15 protein-coding genes are annotated in these 18637 nt (G+C 67.9%); 13 read left to right on the top strand and 2 right to left on the bottom strand.

Features of this window, described 5'->3' with window-relative positions; all coding sequences use genetic code 11:
- Nucleotide 1: 1 nt before the first annotated feature.
- Nucleotides 2-1000 carry an acyltransferase gene (locus tag ACW4E8_RS04890; RefSeq protein ID WP_456803484.1) on the bottom strand — a complete coding sequence of 333 codons (999 nt, stop codon included), beginning with the start codon at nt 998-1000 and terminating at the stop codon, nt 2-4.
- Nucleotides 1001-1135: 135 nt separating this feature from the next.
- The gene (locus tag ACW4E8_RS04885; RefSeq protein ID WP_456803483.1) at nt 1136-2092 is read right to left on the bottom strand and encodes a SphA family protein; all 957 of its coding nucleotides are present in this window, start codon (nt 2090-2092) and stop codon (nt 1136-1138) included.
- 298 nt (nt 2093-2390) lie between these two features.
- On the opposite strand from ACW4E8_RS04885, the gene ACW4E8_RS04880 reads away from it, so the two are divergent.
- The 13 genes from ACW4E8_RS04880 (at nt 2391) to ACW4E8_RS04820 (ending at nt 18573) form a co-directional block, all read left to right on the top strand.
- Entirely contained in the window at nt 2391-3188 is a 798-nt protein-coding gene (locus tag ACW4E8_RS04880; RefSeq protein WP_456803482.1) for a hypothetical protein, read from the top strand.
- Between the two features lie 30 nt (nt 3189-3218).
- Nucleotides 3219-4382 carry a BamA/TamA family outer membrane protein gene (locus ACW4E8_RS04875; protein ID WP_456803481.1) on the top strand — a complete coding sequence of 388 codons (1164 nt, stop codon included), beginning with the start codon at nt 3219-3221 and terminating at the stop codon, nt 4380-4382.
- A 69-nt stretch (nt 4383-4451) separates the two neighbouring features.
- The gene (locus ACW4E8_RS04870) at nt 4452-4850 is read left to right on the top strand and encodes a hypothetical protein (RefSeq protein WP_456803480.1); all 399 of its coding nucleotides are present in this window, start codon (nt 4452-4454) and stop codon (nt 4848-4850) included.
- Nucleotides 4851-4997: 147 nt separating this feature from the next.
- The gene (locus ACW4E8_RS04865) at nt 4998-6242 is read left to right on the top strand and encodes a formylglycine-generating enzyme family protein (protein ID WP_456803479.1); all 1245 of its coding nucleotides are present in this window, start codon (nt 4998-5000) and stop codon (nt 6240-6242) included.
- A 64-nt stretch (nt 6243-6306) separates the two neighbouring features.
- The gene (locus ACW4E8_RS04860; protein WP_456803478.1) at nt 6307-7383 is read left to right on the top strand and encodes an HAD family hydrolase; all 1077 of its coding nucleotides are present in this window, start codon (nt 6307-6309) and stop codon (nt 7381-7383) included.
- Nucleotides 7384-7462: 79 nt separating this feature from the next.
- Nucleotides 7463-9214, top strand: a complete 1752-nt coding sequence (locus ACW4E8_RS04855) for an arylsulfatase (RefSeq protein ID WP_456803477.1) — start codon at nt 7463-7465, stop codon at nt 9212-9214.
- Nucleotides 9215-9307: 93 nt separating this feature from the next.
- Complete coding sequence (locus ACW4E8_RS04850) at nt 9308-11962, top strand: fused MFS/spermidine synthase (RefSeq protein WP_456803476.1); 2655 nt, start codon at nt 9308-9310, stop codon at nt 11960-11962.
- A complete protein-coding gene (locus ACW4E8_RS04845; RefSeq protein ID WP_456803475.1) occupies nt 11959-12930 on the top strand; it encodes an AAA family ATPase in 972 nt (323 codons plus the stop codon). The genes ACW4E8_RS04850 and ACW4E8_RS04845 overlap by 4 nt, the downstream gene beginning before the upstream one ends.
- A gap of 20 nt (nt 12931-12950) precedes the next feature.
- Nucleotides 12951-13973: a DUF58 domain-containing protein gene (locus ACW4E8_RS04840; RefSeq protein ID WP_456803474.1), complete on the top strand. Its 1023-nt coding sequence runs from the start codon at nt 12951-12953 to the stop codon at nt 13971-13973.
- Nucleotides 13970-14509, top strand: a complete 540-nt coding sequence (locus ACW4E8_RS04835) for a DUF4381 domain-containing protein (protein WP_456803473.1) — start codon at nt 13970-13972, stop codon at nt 14507-14509. The genes ACW4E8_RS04840 and ACW4E8_RS04835 overlap by 4 nt, the downstream gene beginning before the upstream one ends.
- Nucleotides 14496-15533 carry a vWA domain-containing protein gene (locus ACW4E8_RS04830; RefSeq protein WP_456803472.1) on the top strand — a complete coding sequence of 346 codons (1038 nt, stop codon included), beginning with the start codon at nt 14496-14498 and terminating at the stop codon, nt 15531-15533. Before ACW4E8_RS04835 ends, ACW4E8_RS04830 begins: the two co-directional genes overlap by 14 nt.
- Nucleotides 15533-17188: a VWA domain-containing protein gene (locus ACW4E8_RS04825; RefSeq protein WP_456803471.1), complete on the top strand. Its 1656-nt coding sequence runs from the start codon at nt 15533-15535 to the stop codon at nt 17186-17188. The genes ACW4E8_RS04830 and ACW4E8_RS04825 overlap by 1 nt, the downstream gene beginning before the upstream one ends.
- A complete protein-coding gene (locus tag ACW4E8_RS04820) occupies nt 17185-18573 on the top strand; it encodes a BatD family protein (protein WP_456803470.1) in 1389 nt (462 codons plus the stop codon). The genes ACW4E8_RS04825 and ACW4E8_RS04820 overlap by 4 nt, the downstream gene beginning before the upstream one ends.
- Nucleotides 18574-18637 lie beyond the last annotated feature (64 nt).

Genomic DNA, 18637 nt, shown 5'->3' with positions numbered 1-18637 from the left:
TTCAGCCTTCGCGCGGCGGCGTCAGCGCATCGATCTCCGCGTCCTTGGCTTCCCACTGGCGTGCCAGCCAATGGTGGAATTCCGTCCGGAACGCCTTGTCGCTGCCGTAGTCGGCCTCGCAGAAGGCCGGCGGCACCGGCAGCTGCCGCATGCGCACCAGCACCGGGCCCGCGCGCCCGCAGGCCAGGTCCCAGAAGCCGGGCGCACCTTCCGGATACACGATGGTGACATCGATCATCGATCGGAACCTGGTGCCCATGGCATTCAGCGCCACCGCCAGCCCGCCGGCCTTGGGCTTGAGCAGATGGCGGTACGGTGAGTCCTGGGCCGCGCGCTTGGCCTCGGTAAAGCGGGTACCTTCGGCAAACACCATCACGCTGGTCGGCACCAGCGAAAACTTCGCGCAGGCGCGCTTGGCCGTTTCCTGGTCCTGGCGCCGCAATGCCGGATTGCGCCGCAACTGCGCCTTGCCGTGGCGCTTCATGAACGGAAAGTCCAGCGCCCACCACGCCAGCCCGATCACCGGCACATAGATCAGCTGATGCTTCAGGAAAAACTTCAGCAGCGGGATGCGCCGGTTCAGCGAGCGCTGCAGCACGAAGATATCTGCCCACGACTGGTGGTTGCAGTTCACCAGGTACCAGTCGGCATAGCGCAGTCCTTCATTGCCCTGGATGTCCCACGGCTCACGCTGGATCCACGCGAACCAGCCGGCGTTGCCGGAGATCCAGGCCGTGGCGATGCCGTTGAGCATCGGATCGATGCGCCGCCTGACGGCGGCAAACGGCAGCACTAGCTTCAGCAGCGCCAGCGGAAACAGCAGCGCGCACCAGAACAGCGTGCTGGCAATCAGCAGTGTCCAGCTGAGAATGCCGGTCAGCCAGCCAAAGCGGCCCCGCGGCACCGGAGCCGGACGGCGGCGAGACAGAGGTGGGGGGGGCTGGCTGGTTGAGGCATTGGTGCCGGTGGCACCGGTTGAAGGGGAGGGAACTGAGGTCATGGATGCGAGTTTGCAGGCTTGCAAAGGTTGAGGGCTTGCGCGTGATCAAGGCAGGCACTATAGCGTGCGTACTTCAACTTGCCCGAAGGGGTGCATGGGACGCATTCTGCCTTGCCGCCAGGGAACGCGCAGCCCTCAGAACACGACGGTCGCCGTCCCCATGAACGTGTTCGTGCTCTTCAGGCGGTTCTTGCTGGAGACGGTCGGCACCCAGCGCAGGCCCAGCGACAGCAGGCTCTTGGCGCCGATCTTGGTATCGTAGGTGACGATCGGACCCACCGCCCAGTCATGGCCGCGGAAGCCGTTCAGGCGGTCGGCCAGCGGGCCGCTGTCGTCGCCCAACTGCTGCGTCGTGCCGGCGATCAGCCCGATGCCGGCGCCGTTGGAAAAGCGCTTGAGCAGCATGGTGTCGAGCGTGAACAGCGGCGCGTTCTGGTAATCGGTGGCGTTGTTGCGGGTGTAGAACTGGATCCCGGCCACGGCATCGAACTCAAGCCCGTGTTCGGGAAACAGCTTGGTGTAGGCCACCTGCGGAATAAACGTCCAGTTGTTCAGGCTGGGGTTGGCCAGTGCGTTGGGATCGTACTTGCCGGTCGGCGCCCACACGTTCAGGCTCAGCGCCACATGCTCGGTCTTCGAGAAATGGTAGCCCGCGATGATCGGCGCGAAGGTAATGTCGAACAGGTTCGACGCGGTGTCCTGCGTCTTGCCCCCCAGCCCGCCCACGCTGACGTTGGCGGTCACCTTGGTCCAGACATAGGGCAGCGTGAAGCTGGAGGCAAAGTTCCAGGCGCCGGTGTCGGTGTCCCAGACCTTCATCACTGTCGCCAGGGTGAACGCGACCTTGCCGTCCACGCCCAGCGCTGCCTTGCCGGCGATGGGCACGCTGCGGCTGCCGCTGATCGAGCCATCCAGGTAGATCTCGCCGACGTTCACGATGAGCGCGGGTTCCGGCGACACGATCCCCACATTGGGGAGCACGCTGGTGCCGGTCACGGGTCGCCCCAGGGCGCCTTCAGTCGCGTGGGCACCTGCACAGGCAAAGAGGAAGGGAGCAGCAATGGCCAGCCGGTTTGCGATGGTCTTTGACATATTCACGGAACATGAAGTGCAAGGCCGGCCAGGCGCTTGCCGGAATGCCGGCCTCTGGCGCATGCCTGACCGCGCCAGCTGCAGTAAATGACACGGTGAGGTAATGCCTCACCCTCATATTTTTGCGACATTGCATACTACCAGCAAAGACCCCCGTCACTGCCAGTGCGCAAACAGACGAAAATCTTCATCACGGCATCGCAAATATTTACTTCACAAGCCCTGAGGCGGTCGGCGATGATGGAAACGCCATATTCAATGGCGGGTGTTACCAATTTCTTCAGGACAACGATTTCAAATGAATTCAGTCATGCAGGGATTAAGGCTTGCTGCGGGCAGCGTGGCGGCAATATTGCCGGTGCTTGCCAGTGCGGCCGGGCCATCGACAGATGACATGAATTCGTCAAACAATCCGCTGAGCCCGACCATTACCCTGAATCTGCAGGACCAGTATGTGGGGCGATATTACGGACTCGGCGACGAGGACGGAAACAGCGTCTTGTTGCGCGGCACCATTCCACACAAGCTGTTCGGGTTGCCGCAGATCGTCCGGTTTACGATGCCCGTCGTCACCACGCCGAACGTGGCGCCGGATGGAAGCAAGACCGGGCTGGGCGACCTGAACCTGTTCAACCTGGTCCTGCTCAAGGGGATGGGGATGGAATGGGGCATCGGGCCCCAGTTGACCATCCCAACGGCATCGCGCGACCAGACCGGCACCGGGAAATGGCAAGCCGGCCTGGCCGGCGTGGCCATCTCCCCGCAGAAATGGGGCATGATCGGCGGGCTCGTGACCTGGCAGCATTCCTTTGCCGGGGAAAGCGATCGTCCGACCCAGGACAACCTGACCGCGCAGCCGTTCGTGATCTATAACCTGCCGGAAGGCTGGTACCTGCGCAGCACCGCAACCTGGAATTTCGACCTGAAGCGTGGGAATTATTACATCCCCCTCGGTATCGGCGCGGGCAAGATCTGGAAAATCGGCAAGGAAACCTACAACGTGTTTGCCGAGCCGCAATGGACGGTGGGGCACGAGGGAGTCGGCGTGCCCAAATTCCAGGTGTTCATGGGGTTGAATATCCAGTTCCCGCTGTAGCCATTAGAAAGGACCTTTCATAACTTGCTGATGACCCGCTCCCAGGCAAGCCAGCGCATTGCATCGCTGCTCGGTGCACTGGCCTCGCTCTGGTGCGGCGCCGCCTTCGGCCAGGCCGAAGCGCCGGCTGAAAAGAAACCGCTGTCGTTCTTCGATCCTGAGGACGGCAAGCTGGACATGAGCGACTTCCTGCTCAATCACAAGGGCGCGCTGCCGGTGCCGGTCGTTATCACGGAACCGGCCGTTGGCTACGGCGGCGGGCTGGGGCTGATGTTCTTCTCGGAATCCATGGCGGATGCGGCGGCCAGTGCCAAGGCCAGTGGGAAAGGGCCCGCACCGCCGAACATTTCCGCCATCGGCGGTGCGTATACCGAAAACGGCACCTGGGGCGCCGGCGTGGCGCACTTCCACACCTGGGACGGCGACCGCTACCGTTATCTTGGGGCCATCGCCAAGGTCGATGCGAACCTGGACTACTTCGGCTTGCTGAACAAGCCCCGTGCCTACGAACTGAGAGGCGTGGCTTTGGTGCAGCAGCTGCTCGTGCGGGTTGCCGATACGCGTTGGTACGTGGGGCCGCGCTACGTGTATTTCGATTCGACCGCAACCTTCAAGTTTGGCGATGCGGGCGAACTCGGCAGCTTCGACAAGACCCAGCGCATCGGCAAGGCCGGGCTGGTGGTCGACTACGACTCGCGCGACAACATCTTCTACCCCAGCCGCGGCAGCTATGCCGAGCTGGAGGCGCAGTTCGCGCGCGGCGGCTTCGGCAGCACGCAGTCATTCAATATGTACAACGCGCGCGGTTTCACCTGGTTGCCGGTGGCCCGCACCGTGATCCTGGGGCTGCGCGCCGATACGCAATTCTCCAGCGGCGACGTGCCGTTCTACGCGCAGCCGTTCGTGGACTTGCGCGGCGTGCAGAAGGGGCGCTACCAGGACCGCAATGCGCTGGCCGCCGAAATGGAGCTGCGCTGGGACGTGACGCCGCGCTGGTCGCTGCTGGGTTTCACCGGTGTCGGCAAGGCTTACGGGCGCTGGCATGACTTTTCGGATGCCTCGACCATCTACAGCGTCGGTGCGGGCTTTCGCTACATGATTGCGCGCAAGCTTGGTGTCTCGATCGGTCTGGACGTGGCCCACAGCAAAGGCCAGAACGCCTTCTATATCCAGGTGGGGAGCGCATGGCACTGAGTTGCCGGAACCGCTCCATGTGCCGGTAGGCTGTCCTGGCGCCCACGCGCTCAACCTGCTCGCTACGCTATGGCAGCCAAGAAGATCAAGGACAGGCGGGGCATGATGGCCAGGCTGTCCGCCCCCGATGAAGCGGTAAGCCGGAACTATCTGCGCGAAGCAGTTCTGCTCTGCGAAACGCATCTGGCCGGGTTGCCGGATGTCGCCAAGCCTTACTTCGGCGGGCACTTCGTCTGGCGAAACCGCATTCACTACTATGTGGCAGGCCAGGAGAACGGCGGCCGCAGCCGCTTGATCGAGGTGTTCGTGATCGACGCTGGCGAAAACCTGGAGCCGCTGCACGCCTTTCAATATCCGCCACCGCTGGCGGCGCTGTTTCCGGCGGACTACGGCATCCTCAATGAGGGTGCGGAAGATCCGGCGGCGCCCCTGACGATGATGGTGCCAGGGGCAGATATCCAGCGATGAGCAGGGCGCCAGCGGCAGTGCGCGAAAGAAAAACTTAATTCACTTGGCACCGGAAGGAGAAAAAGCTGACTTCTGATAGCCGTAGCCATCTGAGATCATGGTTTGCGCTGAATCAGCATGATTTTTGTATACAAAGAGGCGGAGTGAATGAGCGGACGACGTGAAGGCAGCAATCCCGGCGCGGGCGCGGGGCGTTCTGGCTCCGTTGCGCTTGCCGCGGGACGGCGCAGCGGGCAGAAGGCACTGATCCTGGTGCTGCTGGGTCTCGGGGTCGCAGCAGGCCTCGGCGCCAGCTACTGGTACATGAAGGGGCGGACGCCAACCGCGCCCGCCATCGTCGTTGGCGATGGCAAGAGCGGGCCGGCAGGCATGGTGCGCGTGCCCGGCGGCGAATTCCTGATGGGCAGCGACAGCAAGATGGCCCAGGCCAATGAGAAGCCGGCACACAAAGTGCATGTGCACGCCTTCTGGATGGATCAGCACCACGTCACCAACGCCGAATTCCGCAAGTTTGTCGAAACCACCGGCTACGTGTCCACCGCGGAGCGCGCGCCCGACTGGGAAACCCTGCGGGTCCAGCTGCCGCCCGGCACGCCGCGCCCGCCCGACAGCGCCATGGTCGCCGGCGGCATGGTATTCGTGGGCACGCCGCGGCCGGTGCCGCTGCAGGATTACTCGCGCTGGTGGCGCTATGTGCCCGGTGCGGACTGGCGCCATCCGACCGGCCCCGGCAGCTCGATCGAAGGCAAGGACAACCACCCCGTGGTCCAGGTCTCGTATGAAGACGCGCAGGCCTACGCCAAGTGGGCCGGTAAGCGGTTGCCCTCCGAGGCGGAATGGGAGTTTGCCGCGCGCGGCGGGCTGGAGCAGGCCACCTACGCCTGGGGCGAGCAGTTCGCCCCCGATGGCAAGCAGATGGCCAATGTCTGGCAGGGCCAGCAGAACCAGCCGTTCCCGGTGGTCAGCCCCAAGGCGGGCGGTGCGCTGGGCACCAGCCCGGTCGGCACTTTCCCGCCCAACGGCTATGGCCTGGCCGACATGACCGGCAATGCCTGGCAGTGGGTGGCGGACTGGTATCGGGCCGACCAGTTCCGGCGCGAGGCCGGCAAGGCGCAGCCGATCGAAAACCCGGTCGGCCCCATGGCCTCATGGGATCCGGCCGAGCCCGGCGTCCCGGTGAACGCGCCCAAGCGCGTCACGCGGGGCGGCTCCTTCCTCTGCAACGAGGATTTCTGCCTCAGTTACCGCCCCAGCGCGCGGCGCGGGACTGATCCGTACAACAGCATGTCGCACCTCGGTTTCCGGCTGGTGATGGACGAGGGCCGCTGGGCGGAGCGGCAACGGCAGGCGCCGGTGGCCTTGGCTGGCCAGCCCGGGCCGGCGGCTCGATAGCGCTGCGCCCGCGCGACCCAAAGCACAGCAACGACTACGACAACACGCGACAGGAGTGAGCAATATGGACATGGCTGCCACCCGCGGATTCCTCGCCGGCCCCTCGCGCAAGGCCATCGCCGCGCTGGTGCTGGCCGGCCTTGCGCTTGCGGGCTGTTCGACGCCCGCCACGGGGCCCGAGTCTCAGGCCACTGCCACGCAGGCGGCGCAGCCGTCCGCGCAGGCTTTGGCGTCGTGGCGCGACGGTGCGGCACGGCAGGCACTGCTGAAGTTCGTTGCCGACGTGACACGCAAGGGCTCGCCGACGTTCGTGCCGCCGGAGGAGCGCGTCGCAGTGTTCGACAACGACGGCACGCTATGGAGCGAGCAGCCGCTGTACTTCCAGTTCTTCTTCCTGCTCGACCAGATCCGCGCCGCGGCGCCGCAACACCCGGAGTGGCGCAACAACCCCGCCTTCAAGGCGCTGATGGCCAACGACATGCAGGGCCTGATGCGCAACGAGAAGCAGCTGGGCGCGCTGGTTGTCACGGCCAACAGCGGCATGACCACGGACGAGTACGACCGCACCATCCGCGACTGGCTGGCGAAATCGCGGCATCCCAAGTTCAACCGGCCCTATACCGAGCTGGTCTATCAACCGCAGCTGGAACTGCTGTCCTACCTGCGCGCCAACGGCTTCAAGACCTACATCGTCTCCGGCGGCACCATCGAGTTCATGCGGCCGTGGAGCCAGGCCGTCTACGGCATTCCGCCCGAGCAGGTGATCGGCTCCTCGCAGACCGTGCGCTACCTGGTGCGCGACGGCAAGCCGGTGCTGGTGCGCGACCCCAAGCTGGAATTCGTGGATGACGGACCGGGCAAGCCGGTCGGCATCTACCGCCATATCGGCCGCCGGCCGATCCTTGCCGTGGGCAACTCCGACGGCGACCTGCAGATGCTGGAGTACACCACCGGCGACGACGGTCCGCGCATGGGCGTGCTGGTGCATCACGACGATGCCGAGCGCGAGTTCGCCTATGACCGCCAGTCGAAGGTGGGCAAGCTCGACAAGGCACTGGACGCTGCCCGCGCCAAGGGCTGGACGGTGGTCAGCATGAAGCAGGACTGGCAGCAGGTTTACCCCACGGCTGGTGCGAAGTAGGCAGAAAAGGAAGCCGGCATGCCACGCGTGCCGGACGCAGGTTGAAGCAGTTTGACTACCGGGAGCAGCAATGCAACGAATGACAGAGTCCACCCAGGCAAGGCGCGGCGCGCGCTTTGCCATGGCTGCGATGGCGATTGCCATTGCGGCGATCGCCGGCTGCAAGAAGGCAGACGAGCCCAAGCAACAGGCGCCTGCCGCGCAACAGCCGGCGACCCCGGCCCCGGCCCCGGCAGCGGCGCCGGACACGTCCGCGACGCCGGCACAGCCGCCGGCGCAGTCCAATCTGCCGGTCGCGCCCGGGGCCGCTCCTGCACCCGCGGCCGTCAGCACGTCGGGTAAGAAGCCCAACATCCTGGTGATCTTCGGCGATGACATCGGCCAGACCAACATCAGCGCCTATAGCATGGGCGTGATGGGCTACCGCACGCCGAACATCGACCGCATCGCCCGCGAAGGGATGATGTTTACCGACTATTACGCCGAGAACAGCTGCACGGCGGGCCGCTCGTCGTTCATCACTGGCCAGACGCCGCTGCGCACCGGTCTTTCCAAGGTGGGCGCACCGGGCGCGCCTGTCGGCCTGCAGGCTCGTGACGTGACCATCGCCGAAGCCCTCAAGCCGCTTGGCTATGCCACCGGCCAGTTCGGCAAGAACCACCTGGGCGACCGCGACGAGTACCTGCCGACCAAGCACGGCTTCGACGAGTTCTTCGGCAACCTCTACCACCTGAACGCCGAGGAAGAGCCGCAGCGCCCGTACTGGCCGAAGGACAAGAACGACCCGTATGTGAAGAACTTCTCGCCGCGCGGCGTGCTGCACTCGACGGCCGACGGCAAGATCGAGGACACCGGCCCGCTGACCACCAAGCGCATGGAGACCATCGACGACGAGACCACCGACGCGGCACAGAAGTTCATCACCAAGCAGGTCCAGGCCGACAAGCCGTTCTTCGTGTGGATGAACACGACGCGCATGCACGCCTACACCCACGTGCGTCCGTCGATGCAAGGCCAGAGCGGGATGCCCGGCAACGAGTACGCCGATGGCATGCTCGAGCACGACGGCGACGTCGGCAAGCTGCTCAAGACGCTCGATGACCTGAAGGTCGCGGATAACACCATCGTGATCTACACCACCGATAACGGCCCCAACCAGTGGTCCTGGCCCGACGCGGCAACCACGCCGTTCCGCAGCGAGAAGGACACCAACTGGGAAGGCGCGTTCCGCGTTCCGGCAATGATCCGCTGGCCGGGCAAGATCAAGCCCGGCACCGTCAGCAACGAGATGTTCTCCGGTCTGGACTGGTTCCCGACGCTGCTGGCCGCTGCCGGCGATAGCGATGTCAAGGGCCGGCTGCTCAAGGGCGCATCGCTTGGCAGCAAGAGCGCCAAGGTGCACCTCGACGGCTACAACCAGCTGGGGTACCTGACCGGCCAGGCCAACAAGGGCGCGCGCGACGAGTTCTACTACTTCAATGACGACGGCGACTTGGTGGCCATGCGTTTCGGCGACTGGAAGGCCGTATTCTGCGAGCAGCGCAAGCCAGGCGGCTTCCAGGTCTGGCGCGAGCCATTCACCTGCCTGCGCGTGCCAAAGATCTACAACTTGCGCATGGACCCGTATGAGCGAGCCGATATTGTGTCCGATCAATACGACGACTGGATGGCCAAGAATGTCTACCTGACCGGCATCGCAACCCTGAAGGCCACCGTCTTCCTGGAGACCTTTGTCAACTATCCGCCGAGCCAGCATCCGGCGAGCTTCAGCATCGACCAGGTGCGCAAGCAGGTCGACAAGAAGATTGAAGAAGCGATGAAGAAGAAGTAAGGCAGGCAGTCATCAGCGCCGTCCGCCTGTGACGGCAGTTGAAACCGGCGAAGGCCCGCGTACGCGCGGGCCTTCGCGCCAACGGTCCAGTTCATGATCGAATCTCATGCCGCCCCGGGCGGCAATGGCGGTAATGGTGGCAAAGGCGGGCGCCGGGTGCGCTCCGCGAAGACCGAATATTCCGCATCCGCCGTGGCGCAGCGGGGCGATGCGGCCGACCAGACGTGGCTCTGGGCGGCCGTTTTACTGTTTGTGTCCGGTACGGCCGGACTGGTTTACCAAATCGTCTGGATCCGCCAGCTGTCGCTGGTGGTGGGCGTCGATGTGCACGCGGTCACCACCGCGGTGAGCGCCTTCTTTGCCGGGCTGGCCCTGGGCGGCTGGCTGTTCGGCCGCGTGGCCGACCGCCACGGCAATCCGCTGCGCTTGTACGCGTGGCTCGAAATCGGCGTCCTGGTGCTTGGCATCGGCGCCACCGTGGCGCTGGCGCATGCGGCAGCGCCGTTCGCCTGGCTGGAGCAGCGCACCGGATGGCTGGCGTGGGCATTGCCCTTTGTGCTGGTGATCCTGCCTGCAGCCGCCATGGGCGGCACGTTGCCGGTGCTGATGCGCGTGTTGACGCCTGGCGCCGGCCGGGTGGGCGTGCATGGCGGGCGGCTGTATGCCGCCAATACCGCCGGCGCAATCGCCGGCACGCTGCTGGCCGGATTCGTGCTGGTGCCGCTGCTGGGCATCCTGGGCAGTGCGGTGGCGGCGGGCGTGCTCAATGGCGCCGCGGCGCTGGTGGCCTGGCTTCTGGCGGCACGTACGCGAGTTGAGGCCGAACCGGTTGCCGCCACTGCCGGGCAAGGCGCCGTTATCGGCGGTGATGCGGCTAACGGCTGGCTGGCGCTGGTGCTGTATGCCGCAGCCGGCGGCATTGCCCTCGGCTACGAGGTGGTCTGGTCGCAGGCCATCGTGCAGTTCCTCAGCACGCGCACCTTCGCCTTTACCGTGGTGCTGGCGACCTATCTGGCGGGGCTGGCAATCGGCAGCGCGCTGGCCGCGCGCCATGCCGACCGGGTGCGCGACCCCTGGGGCGCCTTCGGCCTGCTGGTGGCGGGGGCGGGGCTGGTGGCATTGCTTGAATTCGTGCTGCTGGGCGAATGGCTGCTGCGTGCGCAGGGCAGCCTGTCTGCATGGGTGCAGGGGCTGACGTCCAGCCCGCTGGTGGCGGCCTGTGCCAGCTTTGCGCTGGCGGCGCTGTCGGTCGTGTTCGTGCCCACGCTGCTGCTGGGCGCGGCGTTCCCCTTCGTGCTGCGCGTGAGCGTCGATAGCCGACACGTCGGCGCCGGCGTGGGCAGCGTGGTGGCACTCAATACGCTGGGTGGCATCGCCGGCACGGCGCTGGCCGGCTTTGTGCTGGTGCCGTACCTGGGGCTGGTGCAGACGCTGTCGCTGCTGGCAGTGACGGCCGCCGTGGTCGGCGTGGTGGCAGTGGCGCTGGGTAGCGGCGTGGGCCGCGTAGCGCGCTGGGCGGTGCCGATGGTCGGCGTGCTGGCGGTGATTGCCGCCGCGCTGGCCCCCGCGGACCGGCTCGCCACGCTGCTGGCGCGGGCGCGCGGCGGAGAACTGGTGTTCTATGAGGAGGGCCGTGGCGCGACCGTGGCGGTGGTGGAGCAGACCTCGTCCAGCAACCGCTTCCGGCGCCTCTATATCCAGGGCGTCTCCAATTCAGGCGATGCCATGACCTCGCAGCGCTATATGCGGCTGCAGGCGCTGCTGCCCCTGATCGTCCATAACGGCACGCCGAAGTCCACCCTGGTGATCGGTCTTGGCACCGGCATCACGGCAGGCGCCACGCTGGCCTGGCCTGGGCTGGAACACCGCGTGGTGGCGGAGCTGCTGCCGCCGGTGGCGCGCGCCGTACCCAAGTTCGACGGCAATTTCGGCGTGGCTACCGACAAGCGCATGGACATCCGCCTGCGCGATGGCCGCCGTGAACTGCTGCAAAGCACGCAGCAGTACGACCTGATCACCCTGGAACCGCCGCCTCCGTCGGCGGCCGGCGTGGTGAACCTGTATTCGACCGATTTCTACCGCCTCGCGGCCGCGCGGCTGCAACCCGGCGGGCTGGTGGCGCAGTGGCTGCCGCTGCCGACGCAGAACGACGAAGACACCCGCATGCTGGTGCGCAGCTTCCTGGACGTGTTCCCCCACGCCATGCTGTGGACCACCGAGCTGCACGAGATGATGCTGGTGGGTTCGCTGTCGCCGCTGGCGCTGGATGCCGCGCGCATCCGCACGCGCTTTGAACAGCCGGAGGTTGCTGCCGCCCTGCAGGCCGTGGGCGTGCGCTCGCCGGCGGCGCTGATGGCGACCTGGGTCACCGACCGCGCCGGCCTGGACTGGTATGCGGCAGATGCGCCGGCCGTGACCGACGACCGCCCGCGCATCGAGTACGCCGGCTGGGTCCGCCGCGACGCCTTCCCGGAAACCCTGTCCAAGCTGCTGTCGCTGCAAAGCGAGCCGCCGCTGGCCGGCGCCGATGAAGCGTTCTGGCGCGACCTGCGCCGCGAGCGGGAAGTGCTCCACACCTTCTACCGCGCCGGGCTCGATGCCTACCGCGGCGACCGCGAAGCCTGGGCCAGCCATATCACGCAGGCCATGCGCGCCGATCCCGACAATCCGTACTACGCCTGGTTCGTCGGCGGCCAGTCAGCTCGCCCGGCCCGCCGCGCACCAGCTGAACCAAGGAACACGCCATGAGCGCACGCGACGACGTCCTGGCCCTGCAGCAGCGCATGGGCGAGTCGATTGTGGGGCAGCAGCGCATGATCGAACGCCTGCTGCTGGGCCTGCTGGCCGATGGCCACCTGCTGGTGGAAGGGCTGCCCGGGCTGGCTAAGACGCGGGCCATCAAGATGCTGGCGCGCAACCTGGATGCGCGGCTGTCGCGGATCCAGTTCACGCCGGACCTGCTGCCCGCTGACATCACGGGTTCAGAGGTGTACTTCACCGAAGGCGGCAAGGGCGAGTTCCGCTTCCAGGCCGGCCCGGTGTTCGCCAACCTGGTGCTGGCGGACGAGGTCAACCGCTCGCCGGCCAAGGTGCAGGCGGCGTTGCTTGAAGCGATGGAAGAGCGCCAGGTCACCGTCGGCGGCACCACGCACAAGCTGGAGCCGCTGTTCCTGGTGATGGCGACGCAGAACCCGATCGAACAGGAGGGCACCTATCCGCTCCCTGAGGCCCAGATGGACCGCTTCCTGATGCATGTCAGCGTGGGCTATCCGGAGGCGGATGCCGAGGCCGACATCGTCAAGCTGGCCCGTGAGGAAGAGGCTGGCGGCGCCGGCGGCGGCGCGCAGCCGGTGCAGCTGGCGCCCGAAGCGATCTTCACCGCGCGGGCGGAGATCCATGGCATCCATGTCAGCGATGCGGTGGAGCGCTACATCGTGACGCTGGTGCAAGCCACGCGCGCCCCCAAGCCTGTGGACGACGACCTCGACAAGTGGATCCAGATCGGCGTGAGCCCGCGCGGCTCGATCGGGCTGGACAAGGTGGCACGCGCGCACGCCTGGCTGCACGGGCGCGATTTCGTCACGCCCGATGATGTGCAGGCCGTGGTGCACGACGTCTTCCGCCACCGGCTGATCCTGTCGTACGAGGCGCATGCGGCCGGCATCGGTGCCGATGCCGCGATCGACCGCCTGGTGCAGCGGGTGGCGGTGGCTTGACGGCGGGCGAGGGCTAGCCGATGCGTCTGCCGTTCCGCGCCATGGCCCGCGCCGCGCCGTCAGCGGCGCAGGCGCCGACTTCCGGAGCCGTCGCCGGCGTCAGCGTGGACGCGGCGGCGCTGGCCGCGCTGGAAGTGGCCGCGCGCGACTTCCACTTCCTGCCGCGCCAGCCGGTGCACAGCGTGCTGGCCGGCCGCCACGCCTCCAAGGTGCGCGGGCGCGGGCTGACGTTCGAGGAACTGCGCCTGTACCTGCCCGGCGACGATATCCGCAGCATGGACTGGCGCGTGACCGCGCGCACCGGCAAGCCGCACGTGCGCGTCTACACCGAGGAAAAGGACCGTCCCGTGCTGCTGGTGGTGGACCAGCGCATCAATATGTTCTTCGGCAGCCGGCGCGCGATGAAGTCGGTCAGCGCGGCTGAGGCGGCAGCGCTGGCGGCCTGGCGCGTGCTGGCCGAAGGCGACCGCGTCGGCGGCGTAGTGTTCGGCGATGCGAAGACCGAGGAGTTCACCCCGCGCCGCAGCCGCGAAGCCGTGCAACAGCTGCTGGGCGGCATCGCGCGCTTCAACCAGGCCTTGCGCGCCGATGCGCCGGCGCGGCGTGCCGCGGGGCAGCTGAACGCGGCGCTGGAGCGCGCCGCGCGCATGGCGCGCCACGACTGCCTGGTCATCGTCATCAGCGATTTCGACGGCCATGATGACCGCACCCGCGACCTGATGCTGGAAATGGCCGCGCGCAACGACGTGCTGACCATCCTGGTCCACGATCCCTTCCTGAGCGAGTTGCCGGAGTCCGGCCAGCTGGTGGTCAGCGACGGCGAACTGCAGGTGGAACTGGGCTTCGGCCACGCGGCCACGCGACGCAGCATTGCGGAGTTTGTCGATACGCACGGCAAGGCGCTGCTGGACTGGCACCACGCCATCGGCGTGCCGCTGCTGCCGCTGTCGGCGGCCGAGGAAACGGCGCTGCAACTGCGCCGGCTGCTGGGCCGCCCGCTGCAGCAGACGCCGGTGCGGCAACGCGCAGGCGCGGCGCGATGAGCCTCACGCACAGCACCGCACCGGGCCTTGCAGACAGCACGGACGTCACGACGCTGGCGAAGCTGGCGGACGTGGCCGTGCCGCCGCCACCATCCTGGGCGCCGCAGACCATTGGCTGGCCGATCGCGGGCGCCTTGCTGCTGCTGGCCCTGGCGTGGGCCGGCTGGCGCGCGTGGCGGCGCTACCGCGCCAACCGCTACCGGCGCGAGGCGCTGGCCGAACTGGCAGGACTGCCGCTGAGCGTTGACCCCGCGCACCGCGTCGCCGCGCTGCGGCAGATGGCGGCGCTGCTCAAGCGCACGGCGCTGGCCGCGTGGCCGCGCGCCCAGGTTGCCAGCCTGGCCGGCGCCGGCTGGGCCGAATTCCTGCAGGCACATGCCGGGCGCGCACAGGATGCCGCGCCGCTGCTGGCGGCGCTGGTGCAGGATGCCGCGTACCGCGACGACGCGGTGCTGGCGCAATGGCCCGAGACGCAGGTGCAGGCGGTGGCAGGCGCGTGCCGGCGCTGGATTGCGGAGCACCATGTACCAGTTTGAATACCCCTGGCTCTTCGTGCTGCTGCCGCTGCCGTTGCTGCTGTGGTGGTGGCTGCCGCCGTACCGCGAGGAAAGCCCGTCGGTGCGCCTGCCGTTCTTTGGCGAGGTGGCCAGCGCCGCTGGCCTGACACCGGCTACCGGGGCCGTGGTGCCGCGCCGCAACCGCCTGCAATGGGTGCTGGCGCCGCTGGCGTGGGCGCTGGTGGTGACGGCGCTGGCCCGGCCGCAGTTCCTGGAAGCGCCGATCCAGAAGGTGCAGCCGGCGCGCGACCTGCTGATCGCGCTGGACCTGTCGCAGTCGATGGACACGCGCGACTTCCGCGACCCGTCCGGCACGCTGATCCCGCGCGTGCAGGCGGTGCGGCAGGTGGTGAGCGGTTTTGTCGCCAGGCGCCCCGGCGACCGCATCGGCCTGATCGTGTTTGGCGACGCGCCGTACCCGCTGGCACCGTTCACGCTGGATCACCAGCTGGTGCAGACACTGATCACCGGCCTGCTGCCGGGCATGGCCGGGCCGAGCACGGCGCTGGGCGATGCCATCGGGCTCGGCATCAAGATGTTCGAGCACAGCGAAGCGTCCGAGAAAGTGCTGATCGTGCTGACCGACGGCAACGACACTGCCAGCCGGATGCCGCCCGAGCGCGCAGGGGGGATCGCTAGGGAGCGCAAGGTGGTGGTGCATGCCATCGGCATCGGCGACCCCAACGCGTCGGGCGAAGAGAAGGTCGATCTCGGCGTGCTGCAGCGGCTGGCCGCGCAGACCGGCGGGCGCTACTTCTTCGGTACCGACCAGGCCGGGCTGGAGACCATCTACGCGACGCTGGACCGGATCACGCCGCACAACCAGAAGACGTTGTCATGGCGGCCGCGGCGCGAGCTGTTCATGTGGCCGCTGGGGGCAGCGCTGGCGCTGGTGCTGGTGTACCAGTTGCTGATGTTCAGCTACTCGGCGTGGCTGTCGCGCCCGCGTCGCACGGCTGAAGGGGCTGACGAGATGGCGAATGCCGGCGGGGAGGGGCGCTGATGCAGGCCCTGCTCGATACGCTTGCGCACTTCCATTTCCTGCGCCCGTGGTGGCTGCTGGTGCTGGTGCCGGCCGCGCTGCTGGTGTGGGCGGTGCGGCGCCGCGGCGACGTGCGGCGGCGCTGGCGCCAGACCATCGCGCCGCACCTGCTCGACGCGCTGGTGATTGGCGAACGCCGCCGCGTGGCGCTGCGCCCGGTGCACCTGACCGCGCTGCTGCTGGCACTCGGCGCCATCGCCCTGGCAGGGCCGAGCTGGCGGCAGGAGCGGCCGCCGTTCCTTGACGACAAGGCGCCGCTGGCGATCGCCGTGGACCTGTCGCGCACCATGGACGCGGTAGACGTCACCCCCACGCGGCTGGAGCGCGTCAAGCTCAAGATCAAGGCCCTGCTGGCGCGCCGCGACGGCGGCCGCACGGCGATCTATGCCTATGCCGGCTCCACCCACCTGGTGCTGCCGCTGACGGACGACACCAACCTGCTGCAGACCTTTGTCGATGCGCTGCAGACCCGCATCATGCCGGTGCCGGGGCGTGACATGGCACAGGCGCTGCGCACCATCGACGCCGACCTGGCGCATGAGCCGGTGCCCGGCACCATCCTGTTCCTGACCGACGGCGTGGACCCCGCCGCCGCCAGGGCCTTCCGCGCGCAGGCGGACAGCGGCCGCAGCCAGCCGGTGGTGCTGGCCATCGGCACGGAGCAGGGCGGGCCGCTGCGTAATGCCGAGGGTGCCGGGGGCGGCTTTGTCGAGCAGGACGGCGCACGCGTATTCGCGCGGCTGGATGTGGCGGCGTTCAAGCGCTTCGGCGACGACAGCGGCGTGCCGGTCGCCACCTTCACGCCCGGCAGCGACGATGACGTGGCATGGGTGCAGCGCCATGTGCAGTCGCACCTCGAACAGATGCAGGCCGGCGACCGCACGCGCTGGAAGGATGAAGGCTGGTGGCTGGTGCTGCCGATCACGCTTCTGGCCATGCTGTGGTTCCGCAAGGGCTGGACCGTGCGCTGGACCGCCGGCTTGCTGCTGGCGCTTGCGCTCGCCGCGCCGCAGCCGGGCTTGCGTGCGCAGCAGGCCGATGCTGCACGGCCGTGGCGCTTTGCCGACCTGTGGCTGACGCATGACCAGCAAGGCCGCCGCGCCTTCGAGCAGGGTGACTTCGCGCGCGCCGCGACGCTCTTCGACGATGCGATGTGGCGTGGCATCGCTCAATATCGCGCCGGCCAGTACGCGCAGGCGGTGCAGAGCTTTGCGCTGGTCGATTCACCGCAGGCCGACTACAACCAGGGCAATGCGCTGGCGCGGCAGGGCCAGTACCAGCAGGCCGCCGCGCGCTACCGCCAGGCGCTCAGGCGCCAGCCGCAATGGCCCGCCGCCACGGCCAACCTGGCGCTGATGGAAAAGCTGCTGGCGCAGCAGAAGCCGAAAGACAAGCCAGACCCCGACGACCAGGAAGAGCCTCCCGACGTGCCGCCGGATGAAATCAAGTACGACGCCGCGAAGCCGCCGGAGCAGGGCGGCCAGTCCATGCATATCGGCCTGACGCAGGACGCCGAGATGTGGATGCGCGCGATCCAGACCACGCCGACCGACCTGCTGCAGCGCAAGTTCGCGCTGCAGCGTGGGCAGGCCGCGCCGCAGCAGGGGCAGCGATGAGCGGCCGCGCCGTGTGTCAGCGCGCGTGGCTGCGGCAGCTTGCGCCGCTGGTCTTGCTGATGGCGGCGCTGCTGCTGCCCTTGCTGGCGCGCGCCGCCGCCGGGCCCATCGTGCGCGTGGAAGTGGGCGCCAAGCAACCGGTGCTGGTCGGCCAGCAGGTCAGCATCGATGTCACCATCCTGGCGCCCAACTTCTTCATGTCGGCGCCGGCCTTCCCGGTGCTCCAGGTGCCGGGCGCCGTCGTCACCCTGCCTGACCAACGTGCGCTGAACTCGATCGAAACCATCGATGGCGTTGCCTACGCCGGTATCCGCAAGACCTATGCCTTTACCGCCGAGCAGGACGGCGACTTCGAGCTGCCATCCGCGACCGTGCGCTTCACTTATGCGGGCGACGACGGCGCACCGCGCGAAGGCAGTGTCACCTTGCCGCCCACGCGGATCCGCGCGGGCGCCGGCGGCACGGTCAAGGCCGGCGCCGGGGCAGGGCGGCCCTTGCTGCCGGTGGCTCGGCTTGCCGTGACGCAGGCACTGGACCACGCCTCCGACAAAGGCACGGTGCGGCTGCACGCGGGCGATGCACTGGTGCGCACCGTCACCACCTTTGCGCCGCAGACACAGGCCATGATGATCCACCCGCCGCACGCCGCGGCGCCGCGCGGGGTGCGTGTCTTCAGCGCCGATCCGCGGCTGTCCGACCACGCCCAGGGCGCGCCCGGGCCGGGCGGCACGCGCGTGGACGCCATCACCTATGTGTTCGAGCGGACCGGCACCTACACGCTGCCGGCGGTGACCGTGGATTGGGTCGATCCGGCCACACGCAAGCCGGCACAGTCCGAAGCGCCCGCGGTCAGGGTGATAGTGGCTGCCGCGCGCGCAGGCAGCGCGCTGGCCCCGGGCGGTCCGTCTGCCGGCGCACTGCCGGGCGAGGGCGGCTTGCCATGGCGGACGTTGCTGTGGGGCGCAGTGGGGCTGCTGGCTGTACTGGCAGCCGGGCTGTTGTGGTGGCGTATGCGGCCGGCGCTGGCCCGGCTGCGCCAGCGGCTGGCCGAGCACAAGTGCGCCCGCGCCGAAGGTGCCGACGCACAGCTGGCGGCAACGCTGCAAGCCTGCCAGGCGGGCAATGCCGCCGCGGCCAGCCAGGCGCTGGGCGCGTGGACGCGCGCCGCCCACGGCACCACCCCCGCAGCGTGGGCAGAATCAGTCGGCGATGCAGCCCTTGCCGATGCCGTGACCGACCTGCAACGCCACCTCTACGGCGCGATGCCTGCCCAGGCCGCCTGGAATGGCACGCCGTTGGCCCAGGCCCTGCGCCGCCATGCCGCCAAGGCACCGGTGCGCCGGCACCGGCAAGCCATGCCCGCACTGCCTCCGCTCAATCCCTGACAATCATGCCCCCCGCAAGCGACGCCCCCTATGAAATGCTCCGTTGATCTGTTTGCAGGCAACC

The sequence above is a fragment of the Cupriavidus sp. CP313 genome, from assembly GCF_054072015.1.
This window is presented reverse-complemented; position numbering and strand designations above follow the sequence as displayed.

What these genes read in the sequence shown, in the direction of transcription:
- ACW4E8_RS04825 (WP_456803471.1), top strand. Translation starts at nt 15,533, where the DNA reads ATGCAGGCCCTGCTCGATACGCTTGCGCACTTCCATTTCCTGCGCCCG.
- ACW4E8_RS04850 (WP_456803476.1), top strand. Translation starts at nt 9,308, where the DNA reads ATGATCGAATCTCATGCCGCCCCGGGCGGCAATGGCGGTAATGGTGGC.
- ACW4E8_RS04870 (WP_456803480.1), top strand. Translation starts at nt 4,452, where the DNA reads ATGGCAGCCAAGAAGATCAAGGACAGGCGGGGCATGATGGCCAGGCTG.
- ACW4E8_RS04820 (WP_456803470.1), top strand. Translation starts at nt 17,185, where the DNA reads ATGAGCGGCCGCGCCGTGTGTCAGCGCGCGTGGCTGCGGCAGCTTGCG.
- ACW4E8_RS04845 (WP_456803475.1), top strand. Translation starts at nt 11,959, where the DNA reads ATGAGCGCACGCGACGACGTCCTGGCCCTGCAGCAGCGCATGGGCGAG.
- ACW4E8_RS04880 (WP_456803482.1), top strand. Translation starts at nt 2,391, where the DNA reads ATGAATTCAGTCATGCAGGGATTAAGGCTTGCTGCGGGCAGCGTGGCG.
- ACW4E8_RS04865 (WP_456803479.1), top strand. Translation starts at nt 4,998, where the DNA reads ATGAGCGGACGACGTGAAGGCAGCAATCCCGGCGCGGGCGCGGGGCGT.
- ACW4E8_RS04830 (WP_456803472.1), top strand. Translation starts at nt 14,496, where the DNA reads ATGTACCAGTTTGAATACCCCTGGCTCTTCGTGCTGCTGCCGCTGCCG.
- ACW4E8_RS04875 (WP_456803481.1), top strand. Translation starts at nt 3,219, where the DNA reads ATGACCCGCTCCCAGGCAAGCCAGCGCATTGCATCGCTGCTCGGTGCA.
- ACW4E8_RS04835 (WP_456803473.1), top strand. Translation starts at nt 13,970, where the DNA reads ATGAGCCTCACGCACAGCACCGCACCGGGCCTTGCAGACAGCACGGAC.
- ACW4E8_RS04840 (WP_456803474.1), top strand. Translation starts at nt 12,951, where the DNA reads ATGCGTCTGCCGTTCCGCGCCATGGCCCGCGCCGCGCCGTCAGCGGCG.
- ACW4E8_RS04890 (WP_456803484.1), bottom strand. Translation starts at nt 1,000, where the DNA reads ATGACCTCAGTTCCCTCCCCTTCAACCGGTGCCACCGGCACCAATGCC.
- ACW4E8_RS04860 (WP_456803478.1), top strand. Translation starts at nt 6,307, where the DNA reads ATGGACATGGCTGCCACCCGCGGATTCCTCGCCGGCCCCTCGCGCAAG.
- ACW4E8_RS04885 (WP_456803483.1), bottom strand. Translation starts at nt 2,092, where the DNA reads ATGTCAAAGACCATCGCAAACCGGCTGGCCATTGCTGCTCCCTTCCTC.
- ACW4E8_RS04855 (WP_456803477.1), top strand. Translation starts at nt 7,463, where the DNA reads ATGACAGAGTCCACCCAGGCAAGGCGCGGCGCGCGCTTTGCCATGGCT.